Origin of the sequence: Alteromonas ulvae, from assembly GCF_048987005.1 — a bacterium.
Classification (GTDB): Bacteria; Pseudomonadota; Gammaproteobacteria; order Enterobacterales; family Alteromonadaceae; genus Alteromonas.
In genome coordinates, this window is sequence record NZ_CP185261.1 from 2,206,434 (window position 1) to 2,228,942 (window position 22,509).

Annotated in this window: 15 protein-coding genes; 11 read left to right on the forward strand and 4 right to left on the reverse strand. The window is 44.2% G+C overall.

Annotated elements, in window-relative coordinates:
• The first annotated feature begins 96 nt into the window (after positions 1–96).
• The gene (gene cysB / locus ACOJR9_RS09640) at positions 97–1,071 is read left to right on the forward strand and encodes an HTH-type transcriptional regulator CysB (protein ID WP_420932796.1); all 975 of its coding nucleotides are present in this window, start codon (positions 97–99) and stop codon (positions 1,069–1,071) included.
• A gap of 106 nt (positions 1,072–1,177) precedes the next feature.
• On the opposite strand, the gene ACOJR9_RS09645 is transcribed toward cysB, so the two are convergent.
• The 3 genes from ACOJR9_RS09645 to pabB all read right to left on the reverse strand — a co-directional run bounded on the left by ACOJR9_RS09645 (position 1,178) and on the right by pabB (position 4,813).
• On the reverse strand, positions 1,178–2,551 hold the full coding sequence (locus ACOJR9_RS09645; RefSeq protein ID WP_420932797.1) for an L-serine ammonia-lyase: 1,374 nt from the start codon (positions 2,549–2,551) through the stop codon (positions 1,178–1,180).
• Between the two features lie 193 nt (positions 2,552–2,744).
• Complete coding sequence (locus ACOJR9_RS09650; RefSeq protein ID WP_420932798.1) at positions 2,745–3,317, reverse strand: CoA pyrophosphatase; 573 nt, start codon at positions 3,315–3,317, stop codon at positions 2,745–2,747.
• Positions 3,314–4,813, reverse strand: a complete 1,500-nt coding sequence (gene pabB, locus ACOJR9_RS09655; protein WP_420932799.1) for an aminodeoxychorismate synthase component I — start codon at positions 4,811–4,813, stop codon at positions 3,314–3,316. The genes ACOJR9_RS09650 and pabB overlap by 4 nt, the downstream gene beginning before the upstream one ends.
• 212 nt (positions 4,814–5,025) lie before the next feature.
• On the opposite strand from pabB, the gene ACOJR9_RS09660 reads away from it, so the two are divergent.
• Complete coding sequence (locus tag ACOJR9_RS09660) at positions 5,026–6,555, forward strand: fumarate hydratase (RefSeq protein WP_420932800.1); 1,530 nt, start codon at positions 5,026–5,028, stop codon at positions 6,553–6,555.
• Between the two features lie 136 nt (positions 6,556–6,691).
• Complete coding sequence (gene rmuC / locus ACOJR9_RS09665; protein WP_420932801.1) at positions 6,692–8,077, forward strand: DNA recombination protein RmuC; 1,386 nt, start codon at positions 6,692–6,694, stop codon at positions 8,075–8,077.
• A 250-nt stretch (positions 8,078–8,327) separates the two neighbouring features.
• Here rmuC and ACOJR9_RS09670 read toward each other — a convergent pair whose 3' ends face one another.
• Positions 8,328–11,747, reverse strand: a complete 3,420-nt coding sequence (locus ACOJR9_RS09670; protein WP_420932802.1) for a S8 family serine peptidase — start codon at positions 11,745–11,747, stop codon at positions 8,328–8,330.
• Positions 11,748–12,267: 520 nt separating this feature from the next.
• Between ACOJR9_RS09670 and ACOJR9_RS09675 the strand changes: the two genes are divergently transcribed.
• The 8 genes from ACOJR9_RS09675 (at position 12,268) to ACOJR9_RS09710 (ending at position 22,352) form a co-directional block, all read left to right on the forward strand.
• Positions 12,268–13,455: a thiamine pyrophosphate-dependent dehydrogenase E1 component subunit alpha gene (locus ACOJR9_RS09675; RefSeq protein WP_420932803.1), complete on the forward strand. Its 1,188-nt coding sequence runs from the start codon at positions 12,268–12,270 to the stop codon at positions 13,453–13,455.
• Complete coding sequence (locus ACOJR9_RS09680) at positions 13,455–14,432, forward strand: alpha-ketoacid dehydrogenase subunit beta (protein WP_420932804.1); 978 nt, start codon at positions 13,455–13,457, stop codon at positions 14,430–14,432. Before ACOJR9_RS09675 ends, ACOJR9_RS09680 begins: the two co-directional genes overlap by 1 nt.
• 17 nt (positions 14,433–14,449) lie before the next feature.
• A complete protein-coding gene (locus tag ACOJR9_RS09685; RefSeq protein WP_420932805.1) occupies positions 14,450–16,183 on the forward strand; it encodes a dihydrolipoyllysine-residue acetyltransferase in 1,734 nt (577 codons plus the stop codon).
• A 236-nt stretch (positions 16,184–16,419) separates the two neighbouring features.
• The gene (locus ACOJR9_RS09690) at positions 16,420–17,271 is read left to right on the forward strand and encodes a 23S rRNA (adenine(2030)-N(6))-methyltransferase RlmJ (protein ID WP_420932806.1); all 852 of its coding nucleotides are present in this window, start codon (positions 16,420–16,422) and stop codon (positions 17,269–17,271) included.
• A gap of 2 nt (positions 17,272–17,273) precedes the next feature.
• Positions 17,274–19,127: a protein kinase domain-containing protein gene (locus ACOJR9_RS09695; protein ID WP_420932807.1), complete on the forward strand. Its 1,854-nt coding sequence runs from the start codon at positions 17,274–17,276 to the stop codon at positions 19,125–19,127.
• Entirely contained in the window at positions 19,120–19,980 is an 861-nt protein-coding gene (locus ACOJR9_RS09700) for an acyl-CoA thioesterase domain-containing protein (protein ID WP_420932808.1), read from the forward strand. The genes ACOJR9_RS09695 and ACOJR9_RS09700 overlap by 8 nt, the downstream gene beginning before the upstream one ends.
• Positions 19,981–20,129: 149 nt before the next feature.
• Complete coding sequence (locus tag ACOJR9_RS09705; protein ID WP_420932809.1) at positions 20,130–20,648, forward strand: gamma carbonic anhydrase family protein; 519 nt, start codon at positions 20,130–20,132, stop codon at positions 20,646–20,648.
• Positions 20,649–21,272: 624 nt separating this feature from the next.
• On the forward strand, positions 21,273–22,352 hold the full coding sequence (locus ACOJR9_RS09710; protein ID WP_420936098.1) for a pyridoxal-phosphate-dependent aminotransferase family protein: 1,080 nt from the start codon (positions 21,273–21,275) through the stop codon (positions 22,350–22,352).
• Positions 22,353–22,509: the final 157 nt, after the last annotated feature.

Sequence of the window (22,509 nt, forward strand, 5' to 3'; positions counted from 1 at the left end):
ATGGCTATTTAGTAATATCAACCTTTAAAAAAATGTAGTTTTGGTTATAAGTATAGGAGTATAGTGTATATAAAGAGCAAAAAAGCGGTAAAACCAATGAAACTACAGCAACTTCGATACATCGTAGAAGTCGTCAACAATAACCTAAACGTATCTGCAACTGCTGAGAGTTTATTCACCTCTCAGCCCGGTATAAGTAAGCAGGTTCGAATGCTGGAGGACGAACTTGGTGTCCAAATTTTTGGGCGCAGCGGAAAGCATCTTACCCACGTAACGGACGCCGGCGGGGATGTTATCAATATTGCTCGGGAAATACTGGCGAAAGTTGAAAGCATTAAAGCCGTTGCCCGAGAACACACGCTACCTGACCAAGGAAAACTCAACATAGCCACTACCCACACTCAAGCGCGCTATGCATTACCTGATGTTATTCAAGGCTTCATGACAAAATACCCAAAGGTGTCGTTACATATGCACCAAGGTACGCCTTCGCAAATAAGTGATTTGGCGGCAAAGGGCGAGGCGGATTTTGCAATAGCCACTGAAGCGCTCCATCTGTACAACGACCTTGTTATGTTGCCTTGCTATCACTGGAATAGAAGTGTCATCGTTAACAAAGACCATCCGCTATCAAAAAAAGGCTCAATTGACATCAGCGATATTGCGAAATATCCGCTTGTAACTTACGTATTCGGGTTTACTGGGCGCTCCGAACTAGACCAAGCGTTTGAACGGGCAGACCTTACCCCAAAAATCGTATTTACCGCAACCGATGCCGATGTCATTAAAACTTATGTACGCCTTGGCGTAGGTATCGGTGTAATTGCCTCCATGGCGGTTAATGAAGAGCTAGACTCTGACTTAGTGAAAATTGATGCCAGTCATTTGTTCGACTACAGCACCACTAAAATTGGCTTTAGAAAAGGCTCTTTTCTTCGCAGTTACATGTATGACTTTATCGAGCGTTTTGCTCCGCATTTAACAAAGGATAAAGTTGAAAAAGCCATGATGCTTAAAAATAATGATGAGGTTGAGAAGATGTTTAAGGGCGTTACACTGCCGGTAAAATAACGTGCTCACTAGCATAATAAAAGGATGTGGTTTAGCGCTCAGGGGGCACACAAATAGGAAAGGGGCCATTTGGCCCCTTTTGCTTAGCTAGCAGGTTTATGCCACGCTAACACTCAATAATATTGACTGCGAGACCACCTCTGGCGGTTTCTTTATATTTCGTTTTCATATCGTTCCCGGTATCGCGCATAGTTTTAATGACTTTATCTAACGACACCTTGTGCTCGCCTGTGCCGCGAAGGGCCAATCTGGAGGCGTTAATCGCCTTGATTGCACCCATCGCATTGCGTTCGATACATGGAACTTGCACCAAACCGCCCACAGGGTCGCAGGTAAGTCCTAAGTTGTGCTCCATACCAATTTCTGCTGCGTTTTCTACCGATGATGCAGTTCCACCCATAATTTCAGCAAGTGCGCCCGCTGCCATTGAACATGCAACCCCGACTTCGCCTTGGCAACCTACCTCTGCGCCAGAAATTGAAGCATTCTCTTTATAAAGTATGCCTATTGCGCCAGCCGTGAGTAGAAACCGACTCGCCACTTCTTCGTCAACAGGTCGAATAAACTTATCAACGTACTGTAAAACTGCTGGAATAATGCCTGCCGCGCCGTTGGTAGGTGCTGTAACTACACGACCACCAGCTGCATTTTCTTCATTAACGGCTAACGCAAATAGATTTACCCAGTCCATGGTTTGCATAGGATCAGTGGTATGTTCAGTTTGTAGTCGACGGTAAAGTCCTGGAGCTCGACGAACCACTTTCAAACCGCCGGGTAAAATACCTTCGCTTTCGATACCACGCTGAATACACGCCTTCATGATAAGCCAGATGTTATAAAGCGCTTGCTTGACTTCATGCTTAGGTCTAAAAATAGACTCATTGTTAAGCATTAATGAACTGATACTCAATCCATTGTTTTTACATAGAAGTAAAAGCTCTTCTGCAGTTTTAAAAGGCAAAGGAACTTCAGCCTGTAGCGACGCGGCGTGAGCTTTCGTGTCATCGAAATCTTCATCTTTAATAATAAAGCCGCCACCAATGCTGTAATAGGTTTGCTGAGCCACAACTGTCGTCCCATTCATGGCGAAAAAGGTTAACGCATTGGCGTGTTTGGGCAGTGTTTTTCTACGATGAAATACAATAGCATTCTTGTTTGGAAACGAAATATCTTTATCACCGTTCAAACACAGCATTTCTGATAAGCGCACATGCTCGAGCATGGCATCAATTTTATCAACGTCTACCAATTCAGGGGTGTGCCCTAAAAGACCGAGGATAACAGCTTTACCGGTTCCATGGCCTATACCGGTTTGGCCCAGTGAACCAAAAAGTTCTACCCTAATGCTATCTACGCTAGAGAATAGCGATTCAGATTTCGCTAACGTAGCGGCAAATTCCGCACCTGCTTTCATTGGGCCAACAGTGTGAGAACTCGAAGGGCCAATGCCAACGCTAAACATGTCAAATACACTTATCATACACTTCAGAATGTTATTCAGTCATGAGACGATCATGCATTCAGCAAACATTAACTACAATACAGAAATGCTAATAATGTGATTAGTTTTGCTAATAGACTGTAAAGATAAATTGATAGGCAAGTGGACAAATTCGCCCCCAACGTGGAAGACATGTGAATTCGAAAAGTAGAATACTATTTTTTTCAAACGTTTACGGATGAATATGGTGCGAAAGATTGCGTAGAATAGCTGCAGTAGCTCCCCAGATCATACGCTCTTGCCATGGTATAAAATAGATTGGGAATGCGCGCTTATTGAGGTGAGTTTGATGTATTAAATGATTTTTTCGATTCAAAACGTGTGCTAACGGCACTTCAAAAGCGCTTTCTACTTCATTAGGGTCAAGCTTGAGTTCAAAACTTGGATTAACAAAACCTACTACGGGTGCAATTTCGTAACCACTGACGGTGCGATAGCGTGGAAGTACCCCAACAATATCGACATTGCTTGGCGGCAACCCAATTTCCTCATCGGCTTCTCGCATTGCTGCATCAAAAAGAGTGTTGTCAGACTCTTCAACTGCGCCGCCGGGAAAGCTAATTTGACCCGGATGATGGCGTAGATGACGAGCTCGCTCTGTAAGGAGTACGTTAAGGGATTCACCATAATCTATCAACGGAATAAGCACGGCCGCGGGGCGTCCCGTTTTAGTAAGGGGAAAGTCTGGCTCTAAATGCGGCAGTCGCAAATGGTGGAACTGATTCAGAAACTCGGCCTTCGTCATTCATTACCCTCGTTAAAAGCAGCTAATACAGGGATTATTTTAGATACTTTATCTAACGTCTCTTGGTACTCGTCAGATGCTTGTGAGTCCAAAACAATACCACCGCCAGCCCAACAATGCAGCTTATTGTTTTCTGCTAATACCGTTCGTATACAGATACTTGAGTCCATATCCTCACGACACCCCATATAAAATATGCTGCCACAATAAATATTGCGTCTATGAGGCTCTAGCTCATCAATAATTTCCATTGCTCTAATTTTGGGAGCCCCAGTTATCGAGCCCCCAGGAAATGATGATGCTAATAGATCCAGCGGTGTAGACCCACTTGCTAACTTTCCTGTAACCGTGCTTACAAGGTGGTGAACCGCCTCATAGCTTTCAAGTGCAAACAAGGCCGGAACACTGACTGTTCCAGGAGTGCAGTGTTTTGAAATGTCATTGCGAAGCAAGTCCACAATCATTAAGTTTTCTGATCGATCTTTTTCTGCATTAAGCAACGAATTTGCACTCTCCTCATCGCGCTGTTTGTCTTTATAGCGTGGACGAGTTCCCTTGATAGGTTTGGTTTCTACAATACCATTCTTTACACTCAGAAATCGCTCAGGTGAAATGCTCGCTATTGTGCCTTCAGATAAATAAAAGTACGCTGAAAATGGCGCTTGATTAGTGTCTCGCAATCGACAATAAGCCTTCCAAAAATTGCCTCGATAGTGTGCAGTGAAACGCTGAGCCATGTTCACTTGATAACAGTCACCCGCGGTAAGATAACGATGAATTGATGAAAGCCTCTGGCAATATTCCTCTTTGGTTAGATTCGACACAAAGGGTTGGGTTATGGTGAAATCGTCGTGCCCTGTAGGTTTGTTATGACCGTTATCTTTTCGATGATGATTTTGCTTTACCGATTTTGATGAACAGGTGCATAAAAAGTCAGGTTGAGTACTGCCATTCGCCGAGCAATAGTAAAAAAAACCAGTTTCTGTATCTTCGATAATAGACTGTAAATATAAGCCTGCAGCAAAGTCAGGCGTTTGGTAATCATCTATGGCAATAGAAGGTAGAGACTCGTAGAACCTGCCCGCATCATAACCTGCCATTCCGGCAACACCGACAAGAAAAGGCAAATGGGCATATTGGTCATCAACGGAACTTGCAATGTGTGCAACCTGCTTATGAAGATACTTTTCAGTTGCCTCAAAAGGCGCTTCATTAACCTTACGCGAAGTATTATTGATGGTATCAATTAATTCGGTTTGCCCTTTTGCTGCTCTAATCATCAGGGAAGGGTTCCACGCCATGATATTAAAGCGACCGTCACTTTTCTTCGAGCCCGCAGTGTCTAGCAAAATAGCCCATTCACGGCCAGCGATTTGACTAAAAAGACTTAAAAATGTGGTTGAAGCAGCAGTGCTATCTACACCCAAAAAGTGCGAAATTTGTTGCTGTGTAAACGGAGTGACGGAAATCTTGGTGATATCTGCAATAAAAGACATAAATGTTATTTGCGCTTTGTTCTTTCTATTTTAGCTATATTCGTTGCACACTCTACAAGGCGGGGCCGTTGCAGTTGATGCATAAATTACGCTGTCAATAATGATAAAGATCGCACGGCACACGCTTTTGCATGGTGCGATGATAATAGATGCGCTAGTATACGCTTTTTTAGTTAGCTAAGACCACGTAAGCCAAATAAAAAGAGGATGTCATGACCGTTATCCGTCAACAAGACTTCATTGATAGTATCGAAGATTCCCTGCAGTTCATATCTTACTACCATCCAATAGACTACGTAAAAGCAGTCGAGGAAGCCTATAACAAAGAGCAAAGCCAAGCAGCTAAAGATGCCATGGCTCAAATTCTCATTAATTCTCGTATGTCGGCAGAGGGCAAACGTCCCTTGTGCCAAGACACCGGGATAGTCACCTGTTTTGTAAAAGTAGGAATGGGCGTGTCTTGGGATAAGACCGACATGACAGTGCAGGAAATGGTCGATGAGGGGACGCGCCGTGCCTACCTCAACCCAGATAACCCCCTCAGAGCCTCTATTGTGTCAGACCCAGCAGGGGCAAGGCAAAATACTAAAGACAATACGCCAGCAGTTGTCCACATCGACATGGTGCCGGGTACTAAAATTGAAGTGATGATCGCTGCTAAAGGTGGTGGTTCAGAAAATAAATCAAAAATGGTAATGCTTAACCCCAGTGATGATATTGCTGATTGGGTAGTAAAAACGTTGCCGACTATGGGGGCGGGTTGGTGCCCGCCAGGTATGTTAGGTATAGGTATTGGTGGCACTGCGGAAAAAGCTGCGGTCTTGGCAAAAGAAAGTTTGATGGACCCTGTGGACATTCAGGAGCTGATTGAACGTGGACCGCAGAATACCGATGAAAAATTGCGTCTTGAGATTTTTGAGCGCGTAAATAAGCTAGGTATTGGGGCGCAAGGCTTAGGCGGTTTGACTACCGTTGTTGATGTTAAGATTAAGTCATTGCCTACTCACGCTGCGTCTAAGCCAGTTGCTATGATCCCTAATTGCGCGGCCACCCGACACGCTCATTTCTACCTTGATGGCTCTGGTCCTGCAGAACTTACACCTCCACGTTTAGAAGACTGGCCAGAAGTGACGTGGGAAGTAGGTGAAAATACTCGCCGCGTAAACTTAGACCATGTGACCAAAGAAGACATTCAAGAATGGAAAGTAGGTGAAACAGTATTACTTTCTGGAAAAATGTTAACAGGACGAGATGCTGCGCATAAGCGTATTCAAACCATGATGGATAATGGTGAAGGATTACCAGAAGGCGTTGACCTTACTAATCGATTCATTTATTACGTTGGACCAGTTGATGCGGTTGGCGATGAAGTGGTTGGCCCAGCAGGTCCAACAACTGCGACACGTATGGATAAATTCACAGATATGATGCTTGAAAAAACAGGCCTTATCGGCATGATTGGTAAAGCTGAACGCGGTCCTGCTACGGTAGACTCAATCGCTAAACACAAAGCCGTATATTTGATGGCTGTGGGAGGTGCAGCTTACTTAGTGTCAAAAGCCATCAAGAAGTCTCGAGTTGTGGCCTTTGAAGAGCTTGGTATGGAGGCTATTTACGAGTTTGACGTTGAAGATATGCCGGTAACGGTAGCGGTTGATAGCACCGGTGCAAATGCTCATAAAACCGGCCCCGCTATTTGGAAAGCAAAAATCGAAGATTTAGATAAAACACTCAACAAATAAGCAGGTATGCTGAAAAATTGCACAATAAACGCGAAGATTATTATGTAAGTTGCAAACTAAACTATTAAAAACAGGTGCCATTGGTGCCTGTTTTTGTTTATAGTGCTGTATAAAATAACAGTATGAAAGCGCGTCTATGTTTATCGAATACTTATCATCACACTCTCTCGTTTTATTCACCATTACTGCAATCATCTCACTTCTTTTAGTCGGCTTTGTGGTTCGTTTTCTACTTGTTCACTCTCAACTTCGTGAAAAAGAAAGCCTTAATGATGCGTTATCGATTGAATTAATGTCGCTGAAACAGGACTTCGCAGTGATAAGTGCAAAGTCTGAACGTGTAGAGCAGCTCGAATATGATAACCAACTCCTTCAGCGATCGCTGAACGATGAACGCATTACGCTAGCTAGAGTTAAAGCACAGAACGAAGCTCAGCAAGCTCGAATAGATGCGCTTCACCAAACTCATGAAGAAAAATTAGCTAATATGACAGCCTCTGAGCAAAGGCTTCAAACCCAATTTGAAAATTTAGCAAATAAAATCTTTGAGGAAAAACAACAGCGCTACACAACGCAAACCAAACAAAATATTGAAGCAGTACTAGCACCTTTTAAAAGTGAACTTGAAGGGTTTAAGCGTCAAATTTCAGAACAACACATAAGAGAAGGGCAAGAACGAGCATCCCTTAAAACTGAAATTTTAAGCCTTAAGGAACTGAATCAAAAAATAACAGAAGAAGCTTCTGCGCTCACAAGTGCGCTTAAAGGAGATAATAAGAAGCAAGGGAATTGGGGAGAAGTCGTTTTAGAGCGCATACTGAAAGAATCGGGCCTAAGAGAGGGTCACGAATTTGAAACCCAAGTATCTGCAAAATCAGACAACGGCAGACGTTTACAACCTGATGTTGTCGTTCATTTGCCTAACGACAAAGATGTCATCATTGATTCAAAAGTCAGTCTTGCCGCCTATGAGCGTTTCTATCATTGCGAAGATGAGTCGCAAAAAGCGCTGTATTTAAGCCAACATGTCACTTCTATAAAAGGTCACATAAAAGGGTTAGGCGCAAAAGACTATCAAAATCTTGAGGGGTTGAGAACGCTTGATTATGTGCTACTTTTTATTCCTATTGAGCCCGCTTTTTTATTGGCAGTAGAGGAGGAGCCTGAACTAGTCACTCTTGCGCTAAATCACAATATTATGTTGGTTAGCCCGACTAATCTGCTTGTTGCTCTTCGTACAATCAATAATATATGGCAATACGAGTATCAGAATCAAAATGCACAAAAAATAGCAGAACAAGCTGCAAAGCTTTATGACAAATTTGTGGGTTTTATAAGCGATATGGAAAAAGTGGGCAAGTCTTTAGACAGTGCTCAAGGAAGTTTTGAACAGGCTATGAATAAACTAACCCGGGGTAGAGGAAATATTATTCGCCAAATAGAGCACTTTAGAGAGTTGGGTGTGCAGCCGAGTAAGCGTTTAAATGTCAATCAGACTGACTCCTCTAACGACGAAGAGTAAAATTAAAGCTATGTATCTCAATGTAAAAAACTCAAATCTACATTGAGGAATTGCCTCACTTATCTATGACATTTTTCAATTTAGAGCTTTTAATCAACCCATCTATGTAAACACCTTACAAAAGGTAACGTCAGGTTTTTTGTATGCTAAAGCACTGCAGATAATTAAGCTGAAGCGATTAGCATCTATATTTGTACAAAAAATAAAGCCCCTTTTAAAAGGGGCTTTATAAATTATAATTTACTTAAATCTATTTAAAGCGTCTACGTAAGTAAATTATCGGCAGTAGCAACAAGCTCAACAGACCAGTAGAGCCGCCATCAGAATTATTAGCAGTTGGCGGCGGAGGTGGTGGAGCAGGCTGTTCACTGGCTTCGTCAGCCAAGTTGTTTATCGTTACAATAATTTCAGCAGGCTCAGAGATCATTCCAGATGTATCGATAGCTACCACTTCCATCGTTACGCTCTCAAATCCAGCATCAAAGTCTAGTAACTCACCGTCAGCTACCGTGATGACACCATCACGGGAGACAGATAGTGCAATTGAGCTAGAAGACTGAACGAAGAACTCAGAAACTGGGCTTGTAATTCCATCAGCATCTGATGCTTCGATAGTACCGACGACAGCACCTGTTTCCGTGTTTTCATCAACGTCGAAAGTTTGTGATTCAATTGTTGGTGCGTTTCCACCGTCTACAGGTATTGTCGTTGCAACAGCACCATCAGCACCCAAGAAAGTGAAACCACCGGTTCCTACTCCACTTAAGAATGCCGTCTGGCCGGGCTCTAGCGTGTCTACCGCTTCACCGCTTGCATCTACTACTGTAGGTGCGTCAAGAAGTGGGAATGAGTAATTAGTGACCACCAAATCTTCGTCATAAGCTTGTGACGGGAAGAAATCGAAAGCACTATTTTCAACACGGAAGGCAACTGTCGCATTTGCTGTGCCGAGATCCGCAACTGTCAAGCCTAGCCCATCTACACAGCTAACCATACTAAGTACGTTTGAACCTGGCTCATGAATAGTGCCAAACAACTGACCTGACAGAGCACTAAATGGACGAGTAAAGGTAACAACCGCAGTAGAATCTCTACCAAACGCTGACTCGTTTAAGGTTTGTGCTGTGAAATCGAAAGTGCCATCGCCGTCTACGTCAACATCCATAAAGAAGCCAGCTGAATGCAGTGATGAAACTGGATCGCGCATGGTAATGTTTGTAAACACTATTGCGCCCGCTTCACATGTTGCAGCAGGTACTGGAGCATACTCAAGTGACGTGCTTATAATATCGAATTGTTTATCAGCATCGACACCACTATCAATCATAGTCGCAACGAGCGTAGTATCAAAGTCAACAGAGCCAGTGTTAGTTACAGTACGTAAAACACCGTCTTCAGTTAATTCGGTACCGAGTTCTACTGAGCCGTATGCTTTTGGCAATACATGATAAACAAGGTGCATTGTTTCTTCAGCTTCATCGGTAAACACAAGCGCACCGTCGAACTCGACCGATGTTAGCTCTGCAGTTCCATCAGGGCTACCCGCTACAGTGCTGTCAAGTGTCCACTCAGGAAGCTTAGTTGGGTCGATAGTTGCAACCACATCAAATGTGACTGTTTGGCCCGCAGGTACCGTTAATGTACTTGGGTATTCCATTGTAAGCGCGCCAGTCGACGCATCATTGGCAAAACGTGCTTCATCTGCCAATGAATACGTCTTAGACTCACTTGAGAAGTTTTTGACCGTTACAGTTTTTGTAATAGACGCTGTTTCGTTAAGACCAAGAAGGCCAAACGCAAGAGCAGCTTGCTTAGTGGAAGCGTCCCATGCCGCAGTAGCAGACATCGACGCTTTTTCTACATCGACAAGCCCCGCACCAATATAGCTAATTGGAGCAAGTTCAGCCTCGGGGTTTGTTGAACGCGGCTCTAACGTAACGTCAAGATTCGCGTAATTCATCAGGGTAGCTTTTAGCTCAAACGCGTTACGGTTAGGGAATACTTCGGCTAACATGGCTAAAGCACCGGCTGTAATTGGGCTTGAGAATGATGTACCACTAATTGGAGACGTACCGTCCCCTGTACCGGCTGCAGCGGTATCAATCGCTGTTCCTGGCGCAGTAATCTCAGGCTTTAACAACCCGTCGACTGAAGGTCCGCGCGAAGTAAATGTGGCAATAGCACCTGGCTTGGCAATAAGAACAGAGTCAAATGTAAACGCAGCGTTGCCCGCTGTAATAGCTTCTTTGAGTGCGTCGCCGTCTTCCTTCGAAATCATTACCGAGTTGATGCCGATTGGTACAGCTGGTGAACCACCCATTGTGAATGCACCATCGCCCTCAACATTATTTGCCACAATAACAAATGCAGCACCGGCAGCTTCTGCATTAATCACTTTGTTTGTGAACCCACAGACACCACGGTCAATTAATACAATTTGGTCGGTAAGGTCAGCAGTGTATTCGACACAACCTGTTGCATTGGTTTCTGCTTCTGCGTACACGATAGGCGTTGTACTGTCAATTGAGAACTCAGGCTCAGGATTAAACGCCGCGCCAACTGCTACAATGTCGCTTTCACCCAATGTGGCCGAAATTTCTTGCTCTTCAGTAGTAGGGTGAGTCATTGCACCGACAGAAAGCGCATTAGTTGTAGTGCTTGGACCGCCAACAATGAACGGCGTAGGACCATCGTTACCTGCGGAAATAGCAACAACAACACCGAGCTCTACGGCTTTGTCGATCAACTCGCCTACCGCGCCACCGCGATTGGTACCGAAATCACCGCCTAAAGACATGTTAATAACATCTACACGGTCTGAGATATCCCCGTCGCCATTGGGATCCATTGCCGCTTCTAATCCAGCTAATTGTGCTGCACCAGGGCAGTTTTGATCACATACCGTGTACGCATAAATCTGTGCATCAGGAGCAACACCTAAAACAGAATGCGTGACGTGCGTTCCGTGGTTGTTGTTGTCCATTGGGTCTGGATCGCCATTGAAAAAGTCGAAACCACCCAAGACATTTCCGATAGGCCATGCTGGCGTATCAGCAAGGTCAGCAGAGGCTTCTTCAAACGCTTCCGTGGTACCCGGTCCGCCGACAGCCGCATGGGTATAATCTAGCCCGGAATCTAAAATAGCAACACGAATACCTTGGCCACTTGCTATGTTAGCCGTTACAAGACTAGTAGCATTGATATACTCCGCACTATCAGCGATGTGCAGTTCTGAATTTGTAACCGGAAGTACTGACTCAACGCCACTTAATGTTTTAATCTTTGCAATATCTTGCGCTGAACCGTCGATAACTAAACCAGCAACCAAATTTGTGGTTCTTGATTTGAATGATACGTTTACGCCTAAGGACTCTATTTGTGCTTGAAGTAAATCAAGACCAGTATTCGCATTGTAAACGGCATCTGTTGGGTTAGAAAGATTCGACAAGCCGGTTCTCGTTGCCAAAGCAACGTCAGCAACAGATGTGGCAGTAGTGGCTTTTGCTTTGACAAGCCATGTAGTACCAGACTTTTCTATTGCAGATTCTTCAACGGATGCATTTTTAACAAACCCTTTGGTTAGGGTTTCTAAATCATATCTGTCATTCGCCGCAGCAGTAGTGGCAGATAAAGCCACTAGTATTGCAGCGCTTAAAGTTGTTTTTTTCATAGTTAATCTCTTGTGGTTTTATTCCCCGACACCTCGATGAATATGCTTTTATTGTTATTAAGCTAGCGATACATCATCGCCTCTTTCACCAAGACAATACAATTATTAGCACACTTGTTACATGAATGTCATGAGTGTTTCAAAATTAAATACATTACATATTTTGTTACATTTTTAACCGACAATAAAAATGGAAGAAAACAAAGTAAATTTGCGAAGAAGATGCACTAAATTACGCAGTTTTCGTAACTTTATTACACTTTTTGTAAGAAATAATGTTTTTCATCGATGTCAAAGTGTTCATTAAATAGAATTATATTTCTCATTAATGTCACAAATTTTACAACGATTTTACCTTTGTAGGATGATTATCCTAGTGTGAGCGGGTTTAGTGGTGCAGTTTCGTCATCTTGCAAACAATTTCATTTCTAATAAGGAAGACACTTCCTCATTGTTTCTACTACCATCTTCTACAACGATAGACATTGCTATTAGCCCTCAAATGGTAAGAGGAAAAATTGTGAAAGATAGAAATCATCTCGCAAATGTAAAAACCGTATCCAAGGTTCAAATAATAACAAACGGTGTGGTAGATATTCCAATGCTCCAGATTTTATCTGCTGAGGGAAGCGTCATTGATGGCGCTGTCGAACCAACACTGACAAAAGAAGAATCTCTTAAGATCTATGACACGATGGAATACATTCGGGTCCTTGATGAACGAATGGTAGGCGCGCAGCGCCAAGGTCGGATTAGTTTTTATCTTGCCAGTACCGGCGAGGAGGCTGCATCGGTAGCGAGTGCAGCCGCGCTCTCGCCAGACGACATGATAATGTCGCAGTACAGAGAGCAGGGCGCATTAGCCTATCGCGGCTACACGACTAATCAGTTTATGAATCAGATGTTCAGTAATAAAGACGATCCGAATAAAGGTCGCCAAATGCCTATTCATTACGGCGACAAAGCGCTGAACTTTATGACCATTTCATCACCCCTCGGTACTCAGATACCACAAGCATCCGGGTATGCTTATGGCCAGAAAATGTCAGGTAAAGATGTGGTTACCATTTGCTATTTTGGTGAAGGTGCTGCATCAGAAGGTGATTTTCATGCCGGTTTGAACATGGCCGCGGTGTTGAACTGCCCAGTGATATTTTTCTGCCGTAACAATGGGTATGCCATTTCAACACCCGCTGAAGAGCAGTTTGCTGGTGACGGCATAGCGTCTCGCGGTCTTGGTTACGGTATTAAAACTATCCGCGTTGATGGTAACGACCCGCTGGCAGTATACGCTGCAACGAAAGAAGCCAGGGCCCTCGCAATTGCCGAAAAGTGTCCAGTGCTCATTGAGGCAATGACGTACCGCCTTGCTGCACACTCTACGTCTGACGACCCAACGGGTTATCGCTCAAGAGACGAAGAAGATAAATGGCGCGCCAAAGATCCAATTACCCGAATGGCCAAGTGGCTTGAAGGAAAGGGATGGTTTGATGAGAAAGAAAATGACAAGCGAGTGGAAAAAGCGAGACAAGACGTGCTGGCAGCCATGAAAGCCTGTGAAAAAACAGAGGTATGTGATATCGACGACATCATCGAAGATGTATACGACACCCCACCTTGGCATCTGAAAGAACAGTTAGCCTCATTAAAGGCACACATAAAGAAATACCCTCAGAGATACCCTAAAACAGCGGGGAGAGTGAAGTAATGGCTAAAATGAATTTACTACAAGCAATCAATAACGCCCTCATTACTGCCATGACCGAAGACGAAAAAGTAATGGTGTTTGGTGAAGATGTTGGCCACTTTGGCGGTGTTTTTCGTGCGACAAGCCACTTACAAGAAAAGTTCGGCAAAGGTAGATGCTTTAACACGCCATTAACCGAGCAAGGCATTATTGGTTTTGCCAATGGATTAGCTTCGCAAGGCTCAGTGCCGGTAGCAGAAATTCAATTCGGTGATTATATATTCCCTGCATTTGATCAAATTGTAAATGAAACCGCAAAATGGCGATATCGTTCAGGTAGCCAGTTCGATGTTGGTTCATTGACCATTCGCACTCCCTACGGCGGCGGCATTGCAGGCGGCCTGTATCATAGCCAATCTCCGGAAGCGTTTTTTGCCCACTGCCCAGGCCTAAAAATAGTGGTACCGAGAGACCCATACCATGCAAAAGGGTTACTGCTTGCCTCGATAAGGGATAAAAACCCGGTTCTGTTTATGGAGCCTAAGCGCCTTTACAGAGCGTCTGTGGCCGATGTGCCTGAAGAAGATTATGAACTGCCTCTGGGTAAAGCCGATATTGTGCAAGAAGGTAACGACATTACGTTGCTAGGATGGGGTGCGCAGATAGAGATTTTGCAAAAAGCGGCAGATATGGCACTTGAAGATGGTGTGTCATGTGAAATTGTAGACTTAAGAAGCATATTGCCCTGGGATGTGGAAACCGTCATGCAGTCGGTGATGAAAACGGGACGTTTACTGATTAACCACGAAGCACCACTCACTGGCGGTTTTGCCAGTGAAATTGCAGCAAGTATTCAAGAGCGATGCTTTTTATATCTTGAAGCGCCCATTACACGAGTGTGTGGTTTAGATACGCCGTATCCACTTGCGCATGAAAAAGAATATATGCCAGACGAAACTAAAACGTACGAAGCTATCAAGCGTACGCTTCATTATTAATGACGGGAGAAGTAGCAATGACAATTGAATTTATTTTACCCGACATTGGTGAAGGCATCGTTGAATGCGAATTGTTGGAGTGGTTGGTGAGTGAAGGCGAACACATTGAAGAAGACCAGCCGGTAGCAGAAGTCATGACGGATAAGGCAACGGTGCAAATTCCTGCTATGCACGCTGGCGTGGTGGAGAAGTTACACTATGCCGTTGGCGAAATAGCAAAAGTGCACGAGCCGCTATTCTCCATGAAGCCAGACGTTTCTGAAGGTGAAGCGCCCATTACAGAAGCAGCTGAAACAGATAACGCTGAACCAATCGCGTCTCAGACTTACAATAGCAATTCAACAACTTCAGATGTGTCATCTAATGCATCGACCATCGAAGACTTTATTCTTCCCGATATTGGTGAGGGGATTGTTGAATGTGAAATTGTTAAATGGAATGTGCAAGAAGGCGACAGCATTGAAGAAGATCAGGCGGTTGTTGAGGTGATGACCGATAAAGCGGTAGTGGAAATTCCTGCCAAAAATGCGGGTATTGTTCACAAGCTTTATTATGCACAGGGCGAAATTGCTGAAGTACACAGCCCACTTTTCGCGCTTTCTGTTGAAGGCGCTGAAGGCCAGGGGCGTAAAGGAGATAGTGCTAAAGAAAACAGCGTTAAAGAACAAGCTCCCGCCGAATCCAACGCATTCTCATCTAATAGCGCACCTAGCGCTAACCCGTTGTCTTCGAGTGCGAACGCACAAAGCAGCAGTAAAGCAGTCGTGCGAGAAAACAATTCCAAGTGGAAAGACGGTGATTTTGAACCACCTATTTCTATCCCTGGCAAAGTACTAGCGAGCCCAGCGGTACGTCGGATCGCAAGAGAAAACGATATTGATTTGCTCAATGTATCGGGTTCGGGGAAAAAAGGGCGTATTTTAAAATCTGACGTTCTTGCGTCTGCTTCTGTGCCAGGCCAATCTGTGTCTAGTGAAGCAACTACATCTACACCAGCGCCGGCAAAACAGGCTACAACTAGCGCAACTCATAGCGTTTCCGCCGGCACAACTCGCGTGGAAAAAGTGCGCGGTATTCAAGCAGCAATGGCTAAACAAATGGCTGCCTCTGTATATACCATCCCGCACTTTACGGTAAGTGATGAGGTAGTAATGGATAATCTCATTGCACTTCGCAAAAATCTCAAACCCGAGTTTGAGAAGAAAGAGGTTAAACTTAGCTTCATGCCGTTTTTCGTCAAGGCCATGTCGCTAGCGCTTACCGAGTTCCCAGTCATCAACAGTCAGCTCAATGATGAAGGTACTGAGCTCACCTACTTCGAAGATCACAATGTTGGATTCGCGGTGGATTCTAAAATAGGGTTGTTAGTGCCCAATATTAAAGGGGTTCAGCATCTGTCGCTACTCGATATTGCCGAGCAAATGCAGGATATTATTGACCAAGCAAGAGCAGGGCGAGTATCCGGTGAGCACCTTAAAGGAGGCACCATCAGTATCTCAAATATCGGTGCGATTGGTGGGATCACAGCGACTCCTGTGATTAACAAACCGGAAGCCGCCATTGTAGCCTTGGGCAAAACACAAAAATTGCCACGGTTTGATGCCGACGATAACGTGATTGCTCAGCATATTATGGCGGTTAATTGGTCTGGAGATCATCGCATAATTGATGGCGCAACCATGGTTCGTTTTAATAACCTATGGATGAGCTACCTTAGTTCTCCTGAAAAAATGCTCATGCACTTGAAATAGGCATTGTTTGAAAGGGCCAAGACAGCGCGATTAAACTAAGCGTTTTAAAAAAATAGTGCCTCGAAAGGGCTAATTGATTCGTCAATTAGCCCTTTTTCAGTCTGGTTGTTTGTATTGTTTTTTACTTTCCTTTTTTAAAGTCTTTTTTATTGTCCCCTTCAGCTTAGGAATGTACTCGGTTAACACGAGAGGTTATTATGGCATAACAAGGTTATCAAAATTGATGTAGAGGTTTTGTGTTAAGTTATCAACATGCATTTCACGCGGGCAACCACGCCGACGTTATTAAACACTTGTGTTGGCTAGGCGTAATCAAAGCGCTTAAGAAAAAAGACAAGCCCTTTACCCTTTATGATTCCCATGCAGGTGCCGGTTTATATGACTTTACCGACTCGCTATCTGCAAAAAATAAAGAATACGAGACTGGCGTGTCGAATTTGCGTAATGTGTCAGCAAACGGTGAACTACTTAACGATTACATTACGCTATGCCAACGATTTGTAGACAAAGATGCCTACCCAGGCTCTCCCGTCATTAGCGCTGAATTAAAACGGGAACAGGACGTTCTTCATGCTATGGAACTTCATCCTGGGGAGTATGCCAAGCTTGAGGCCAATTTTTCTGCTTATGCTGGGCAACACTCTCACTGTCATAAGCGAGATGGGTTTGAAGGCCTAATCGCGCTTACCCCTCCAAAGCCAAACAGAGGGGCGATATTAATAGACCCGCCTTATGAGAGAGCCAACGAATATGACGATGTGGTAAGTGGTATCGAGGCCGTTTTAAAGCGATGGCAACAAGCCCAAATAGTGGTGTGGTATCCGTTACTGTCTGAGCGTGCAGGGGCAAAGCACGGTGCCAGTGAAGGTATGTGCGAAGCACTCAGTGCATTGGGGGCGCCCTGTTTTAAAGCCGAAATGCAGGTAGCTGAAAACACCTACGATGCAGGTATGTACGGTTCTGGGGTTATGGTGATAAACCCACCCTGGCAGCTTGATACCACACTGAGTGCAGCTATGAGTGAGGTAACAGATTACATTGGTGAAAGCAGCACATGTAGACTTGTTTGGGTTAACGAAGATAATTAACCATGTCTCAACTCAAAGGTCTTAAGCACTTTTATATACCCGACGAGCAGTCTATTTACTTGCTGTCCCACGCAGACGCTAAAAAGTTAAAAGATTGGGTGAGTCTGTGTATGGCCGAGCTTAAGAGCCTAGGTTATATCAATATTGAACTGCTAGGAAAAGGTGCCTTTGGTTTCGCATTTTCTGGTACATCGCCCAGTGGTGAACAACGTGTATTTAAATTCTCCCGTATCACGCTTCCCCAACACATTCGAGAGCGTTTAGAAGAAGAAGCGTTCATGCTGTCTCATGTAAAGCATGAATATGTCCCTCGCTTTATTGAATACCAGCAAATTAAGAAACAGTCCATTCTGGTCATGGCCCAAGCACCAGGAGAAGACCTTGAGAAGGTGAGCCTTCGATTAGGCCCTCTACCGCCGCGCGTAATTGTCAAAATTGCAGTGCAGGTTGGTCAGCTACTGTTTCATTTTAGACACTTCGTCGACAAGGGGCTGGAAAAACCCATCGTACATGGCGACATTAAGCCGTCAAACTTGGTATGGGACGCCGAAAACGAGTGTATTGGTCTTATCGATTGGGGCTCTTCGGTGTTCGCCCAAACTGACGCATCAGGGCAATTTATAACCAATAACGTGATGGATCTAATGTCGGGGGAGCTTCAACAAACTAACGCCCGTCTTGGCGATGTGTATTTTATCGGTGAAGAGCAACTTAACGGCGCTTTATCCACCCCGCGCTTTGATGAGCAGGGACTAGCCAGTACGCTATATGCACTGGCATCTGGCCAATCTTGTCGTTATGGCAGTAAAGTCATTACACCTTCATCGTTAGGCTTGCCTAAAATGCTGGCTAATATACTCACCTACATGCTTGATGAAGACGCGATAAAAAGAAGGCAGGGGGGAGATTACTTTTTTAAGCATCTTCATGTGCTGAAAAACATGGTGTTTTCACAAGATAAAGACACTGCTTACACACCGCTTATTCCAACCTGGGTTCACCAAACGAGCCAAGATATTGAGACGGTGGTATACAGCTCAAGAAAATCGTATCTTCGGCAGCAAGCGGCACTTGAAAGTGAAGAGTTACGGTATATTGATGACGCCCAGTTTGACCGATATTACAAAAATTACCTTCAAGGTATGGGCGATACGGAAAAAGCGTTTGTCTCTGCTATCAGCCGCTTAGGCCGCTACCCCGTGGTTGGGGGAATGGCGGTTAGATGGGAGCCAGAGGGTATCTATGTGGACTCTAGTTTAAACCTGCACGACCCAAGCTTACGCCGTGCTTTTGAACAGGCCGTCAATAACGTGATTACGCTAGCGAGGGCCATTCACAAGCCAGCAGTATTTAAATGCTGTATGTTCAATGCGAAAAACACCGTACACATTGAACGTGAAAATGAGCAACAAGACTTTATTCCGTCAAAGGCGCTACACATTCCGTACGAGTTATCAAAAGTGTCATTGTCAAAAGACGACAGTAGAACTCACTCTTATTTCGAAGATGGCGATGATCCCGATGAGTTGCTTAAGCTTCCTGAAACCATCATCGACACTATCAAGGCTCTCAATGCGATTCATCATACGGGATGTATTATCTTTGAAGCCTTGCCCATGCATCTAAAAATTCATAATTACTATACGCTGCTCGATCACAGTCAAGAAGAGACGTTTAAGGCGCTTCTTGACAGTCTAGTGGCGCAAATACCGCTGATAAAAGGGTTAGGTATTTCAGGGTTTATGAAGTTACCCTACAAAGATACACGCTTTTTTGAGCACAAGGCTTCGTTGCCCGAGAAGTATTATCCAAGAAATCCCAAAGCATTACATCAAGAGAAAGAAAACCATGTCTGACATAAAACTATCCTCGCTATTTGAGTTAGAAACTGTAGAAGCAGGCCTTTACCGAGGACAAAGCTGGGACCTAGGGTTTAGAGCACTTTTTGGCGGGCAGGTGCTTGGCCAAGCTCTTGCAGCAGCCTATGAAACTGTTGATAAGGAGCGTGTTGCCCATTCATTTCATACCTATTTCTTATTACCTGGTGATGCGAAAAAACCGGTAGTGTATGATGTTGAAATTGTGCGTGATGGTCGTAGCTTTTCCGCGAGAAGGGTGAAGGCTATACAAGACGGTCGAAATATTTTTTATATGACGGCGTCATTTCAAGTACCGCAAGAAGGCATGCACCATCAGGCGCCCGAAATGCCTGACGTACCGCCACCTGAAGAGGTGCAGTCTGACATCGATTTTTACCAAGAGAATTTTAGTAAAATAGCTCGGCCAATGAGAGAAGCCCTGAGCTATCACAAGCCAGTCGATATACGCACCATTAATGCGGCCAATTCTTATCAACCGGTGAAGCGTGAACCAACGCGCTACATATGGATGAAGGCGAGAGATCCACTTACTGGGCCTTTGTCCGTTCATCAAGCTGCTGTTGCTTACGCGTCAGACTACCACTTTTTAAGTACGTCACTACAACCACATGGCGTCGCGGTAACCGACAAATCATTGCGAATGGCAACCATAGATCATGCAATGTGGTTCCATCGTCCTGTGAACTTAAATGAATGGCTACTTTATGCTATGGACAGCCCTTTCAGTGGCGGGGCTCGTGGTTTGGTGAGAGGTCAAATATTTACTCAGCAAGGCGAGCTTGTCGCCTCAACATCTCAGGAAGGGTTGATGCGTCAGGTGGATGCGTAATTTGGCATAGTAATAAGTAAAGTCACTATTAACCTATTAGTGCGTATCGTCTATCAGTGATCCGATACAAGAGCCGCGGAACAGGGTTCCGATCAGAAACCTGTTGAGCTTTTAAAAACGCATTTAAAAGACATTAAAAGGAAAACAGAATGCAATATTCATTAGGAGAACTATCGCCAACGGTAGACGAAAGTGCGTATATCGCACCCGGTGCCCATGTTATCGGTAACGTGAACCTTCAGCAGGGATGTAGCGTGTGGTTTAACGCGGTTATTCGTGGCGATATGGATACTATTACGGTAGGAAAAGATACCAATATCCAAGATGGTAGTGTCCTGCACACCGATGCTGGCGTTCCCCTTACTCTTGGCACAGGTGTTACCGTTGGCCACAAAGTCATGCTTCATGGTTGCACCATTGGTGATTATTCGTTGATTGGTATTAATGCAGTAGTGTTAAATCGAGCGAAAATTGGAAAGTATTGCATTATTGGGGCAAACGCACTAATAACAGAGAACATGGATATTCCAGACTTTAGCTTGGTAGTCGGTTCGCCTGGAAAAGTGGTGAAAACACTCGATGAGAGCGTCATGTCAAAGCTCGAAGCCTCCGCGGCGCACTATCGAGTTAATGCGCAACACTATCTAAAAAACCTTGCTCATTTGTGAAGCCCTTTATCTCCAGCCCTTAAGTAAGCTTCATTCCGTTACTCTTAGCATGCTTATATACTCGACTAGGACATGTAGATCCGATGGTAAGACGTAATAAAAAACGCCCAGAACAGCGGTTCTGGGCTAGGGGAATGGCTCATCTCTGAGCCGTGCGCTAACTTTTACAGGGGGAGATAAGGTATTAATACTTTATGAGTATAGGATAGCTTTGTATATTTTATAAACAAATTGACGATTAATTTTTTGTGTCAGGCGTCAAATTTTTATTTATGTTTAATTACAAAAACTTATAGAATAGCATCATGCGGTCGCGCGGTTAATCTGTGCAAAACTTTTTCAGTGGAGCATTAAATACCAGCGAATCAGGTGCAGTATCCTCTTCCAATGCAAAATAGGTTCTTCTTTCTCAATTAACGCTGAAACTCTCTATGTTTTGAAAATGTTTAATTAAAACTCTATTCACAATATTTATGTTGAATACAGATGGTTGTACCACATGGCGAACCTTGTAGTATGTGTCTATGAATTATTTTTTGAATAAAAGAGGGGGCTACTATGACAGCATTTACAAAGCCATCTACAAAATCATTATCAACATTTATTCCACCAGAGCGCACGTTAATGGGGCCCGGCCCCTCTGATGTTAGCCCTCGTATTCTTAATGCCATGGCGCGTCCTACACTAGGGCATCTCGACCCTTTGTTCATTGAATTGATGGATGAAACCAAAAACTTACTGCAATACGCGTTTAAAACTGAAAATGCGCTAACAATGCCAATATCTGCCCCTGGCTCTGCCGGCATGGAAGCATGCTTTGTAAATCTTGTTGAACCGGGAGATAAAGTTGTTGTTTGTGTTAACGGTGTTTTCGGTTTGCGCATGGTTGAAAATGTAGAACGCTGCGGCGGCACTGCCATTACCATTCACAACACGTGGGGAGAGCAGACCGACCTTAATGCAGTGGAAGATGCGCTGAACGCCAACCCCGATGTAAAGGTAGTGGCATTTGTCCATGCAGAAACCTCAACAGGGGTTAGAAACGAAGCCAAATTGATTTGTGATCTTGCCCAGAAACACAATTGCTTAACTATTGTTGATGCTGTTACCTCTCTTGGCGGTATCGAACTTGATGTGGACGGCTGGGGAATAGACGCCATCTATTCAGGTTCGCAAAAGTGTCTCAGTTGCGTTCCCGGTATAGCGCCAGTGTCCTTCAGTGATAAAGCAGTTTCAGTGATTCAAAATAGACAAACGAAAGTGCAAAGCTGGTTTCTCGATATGAATTTGATCGTAGGGTATTGGGGCAAGGGCGCTAAACGTGCTTACCACCATACCGCGCCGGTCAACAGTATGTACGCGATGTACGAATCACTTCTTGTACTTAAAGAGGAAGGTCTTGAGAATGCTTGGGAGAGACACGCAAGCGGACATGCAAAGTTAGCACAGGGCCTTGAAGAGATAGGTTTAGAACTTACGGTAAATAGCGATTTTAGATTGCCTCAGCTCAACGTTGTACAAATACCCGATGGTGTTGATGACGCCGCGGTGCGCAGTCAGTTACTCAATGAGTTTAATTTAGAAATTGGTGCTGGTTTAGGAGAACATGCTGGAAAAGTATGGCGTATCGGTCTTATGGGGTATGCCTGTAAACAGCGCAACATCGATCACTGTATCGCGTCGCTCAAGACTGTACTTAAGTAGTTACATTACAAATAGTAAATTACAAATACTAAGTTACAATTAGAAATTAACCTAAAGCTGGAGGCATAAATAAATATGCCGCCAGCTTTTTTATTTTAAAACCAAAGCCTTGTTATTTGTTCACTCAGGGTTCATATAGGATGGCATAGACTGGACG

Bases quoted from the DNA above. Each gene is read 5' to 3' on its own strand.
- cysB (WP_420932796.1), top strand. From the start codon at position 97: ATGAAACTACAGCAACTTCGATACATCGTAGAAGTCGTCAACAATAAC.
- ACOJR9_RS09645 (WP_420932797.1), bottom strand. From the start codon at position 2,551: ATGATAAGTGTATTTGACATGTTTAGCGTTGGCATTGGCCCTTCGAGT.
- ACOJR9_RS09650 (WP_420932798.1), bottom strand. From the start codon at position 3,317: ATGACGAAGGCCGAGTTTCTGAATCAGTTCCACCATTTGCGACTGCCG.
- pabB (WP_420932799.1), bottom strand. From the start codon at position 4,813: ATGTCTTTTATTGCAGATATCACCAAGATTTCCGTCACTCCGTTTACA.
- ACOJR9_RS09660 (WP_420932800.1), top strand. From the start codon at position 5,026: ATGACCGTTATCCGTCAACAAGACTTCATTGATAGTATCGAAGATTCC.
- rmuC (WP_420932801.1), top strand. From the start codon at position 6,692: ATGTTTATCGAATACTTATCATCACACTCTCTCGTTTTATTCACCATT.
- ACOJR9_RS09670 (WP_420932802.1), bottom strand. From the start codon at position 11,747: ATGAAAAAAACAACTTTAAGCGCTGCAATACTAGTGGCTTTATCTGCC.
- ACOJR9_RS09680 (WP_420932804.1), top strand. From the start codon at position 13,455: ATGGCTAAAATGAATTTACTACAAGCAATCAATAACGCCCTCATTACT.
- ACOJR9_RS09685 (WP_420932805.1), top strand. From the start codon at position 14,450: ATGACAATTGAATTTATTTTACCCGACATTGGTGAAGGCATCGTTGAA.
- ACOJR9_RS09695 (WP_420932807.1), top strand. From the start codon at position 17,274: ATGTCTCAACTCAAAGGTCTTAAGCACTTTTATATACCCGACGAGCAG.
- ACOJR9_RS09700 (WP_420932808.1), top strand. From the start codon at position 19,120: ATGTCTGACATAAAACTATCCTCGCTATTTGAGTTAGAAACTGTAGAA.
- ACOJR9_RS09705 (WP_420932809.1), top strand. From the start codon at position 20,130: ATGCAATATTCATTAGGAGAACTATCGCCAACGGTAGACGAAAGTGCG.
- ACOJR9_RS09710 (WP_420936098.1), top strand. From the start codon at position 21,273: ATGGGGCCCGGCCCCTCTGATGTTAGCCCTCGTATTCTTAATGCCATG.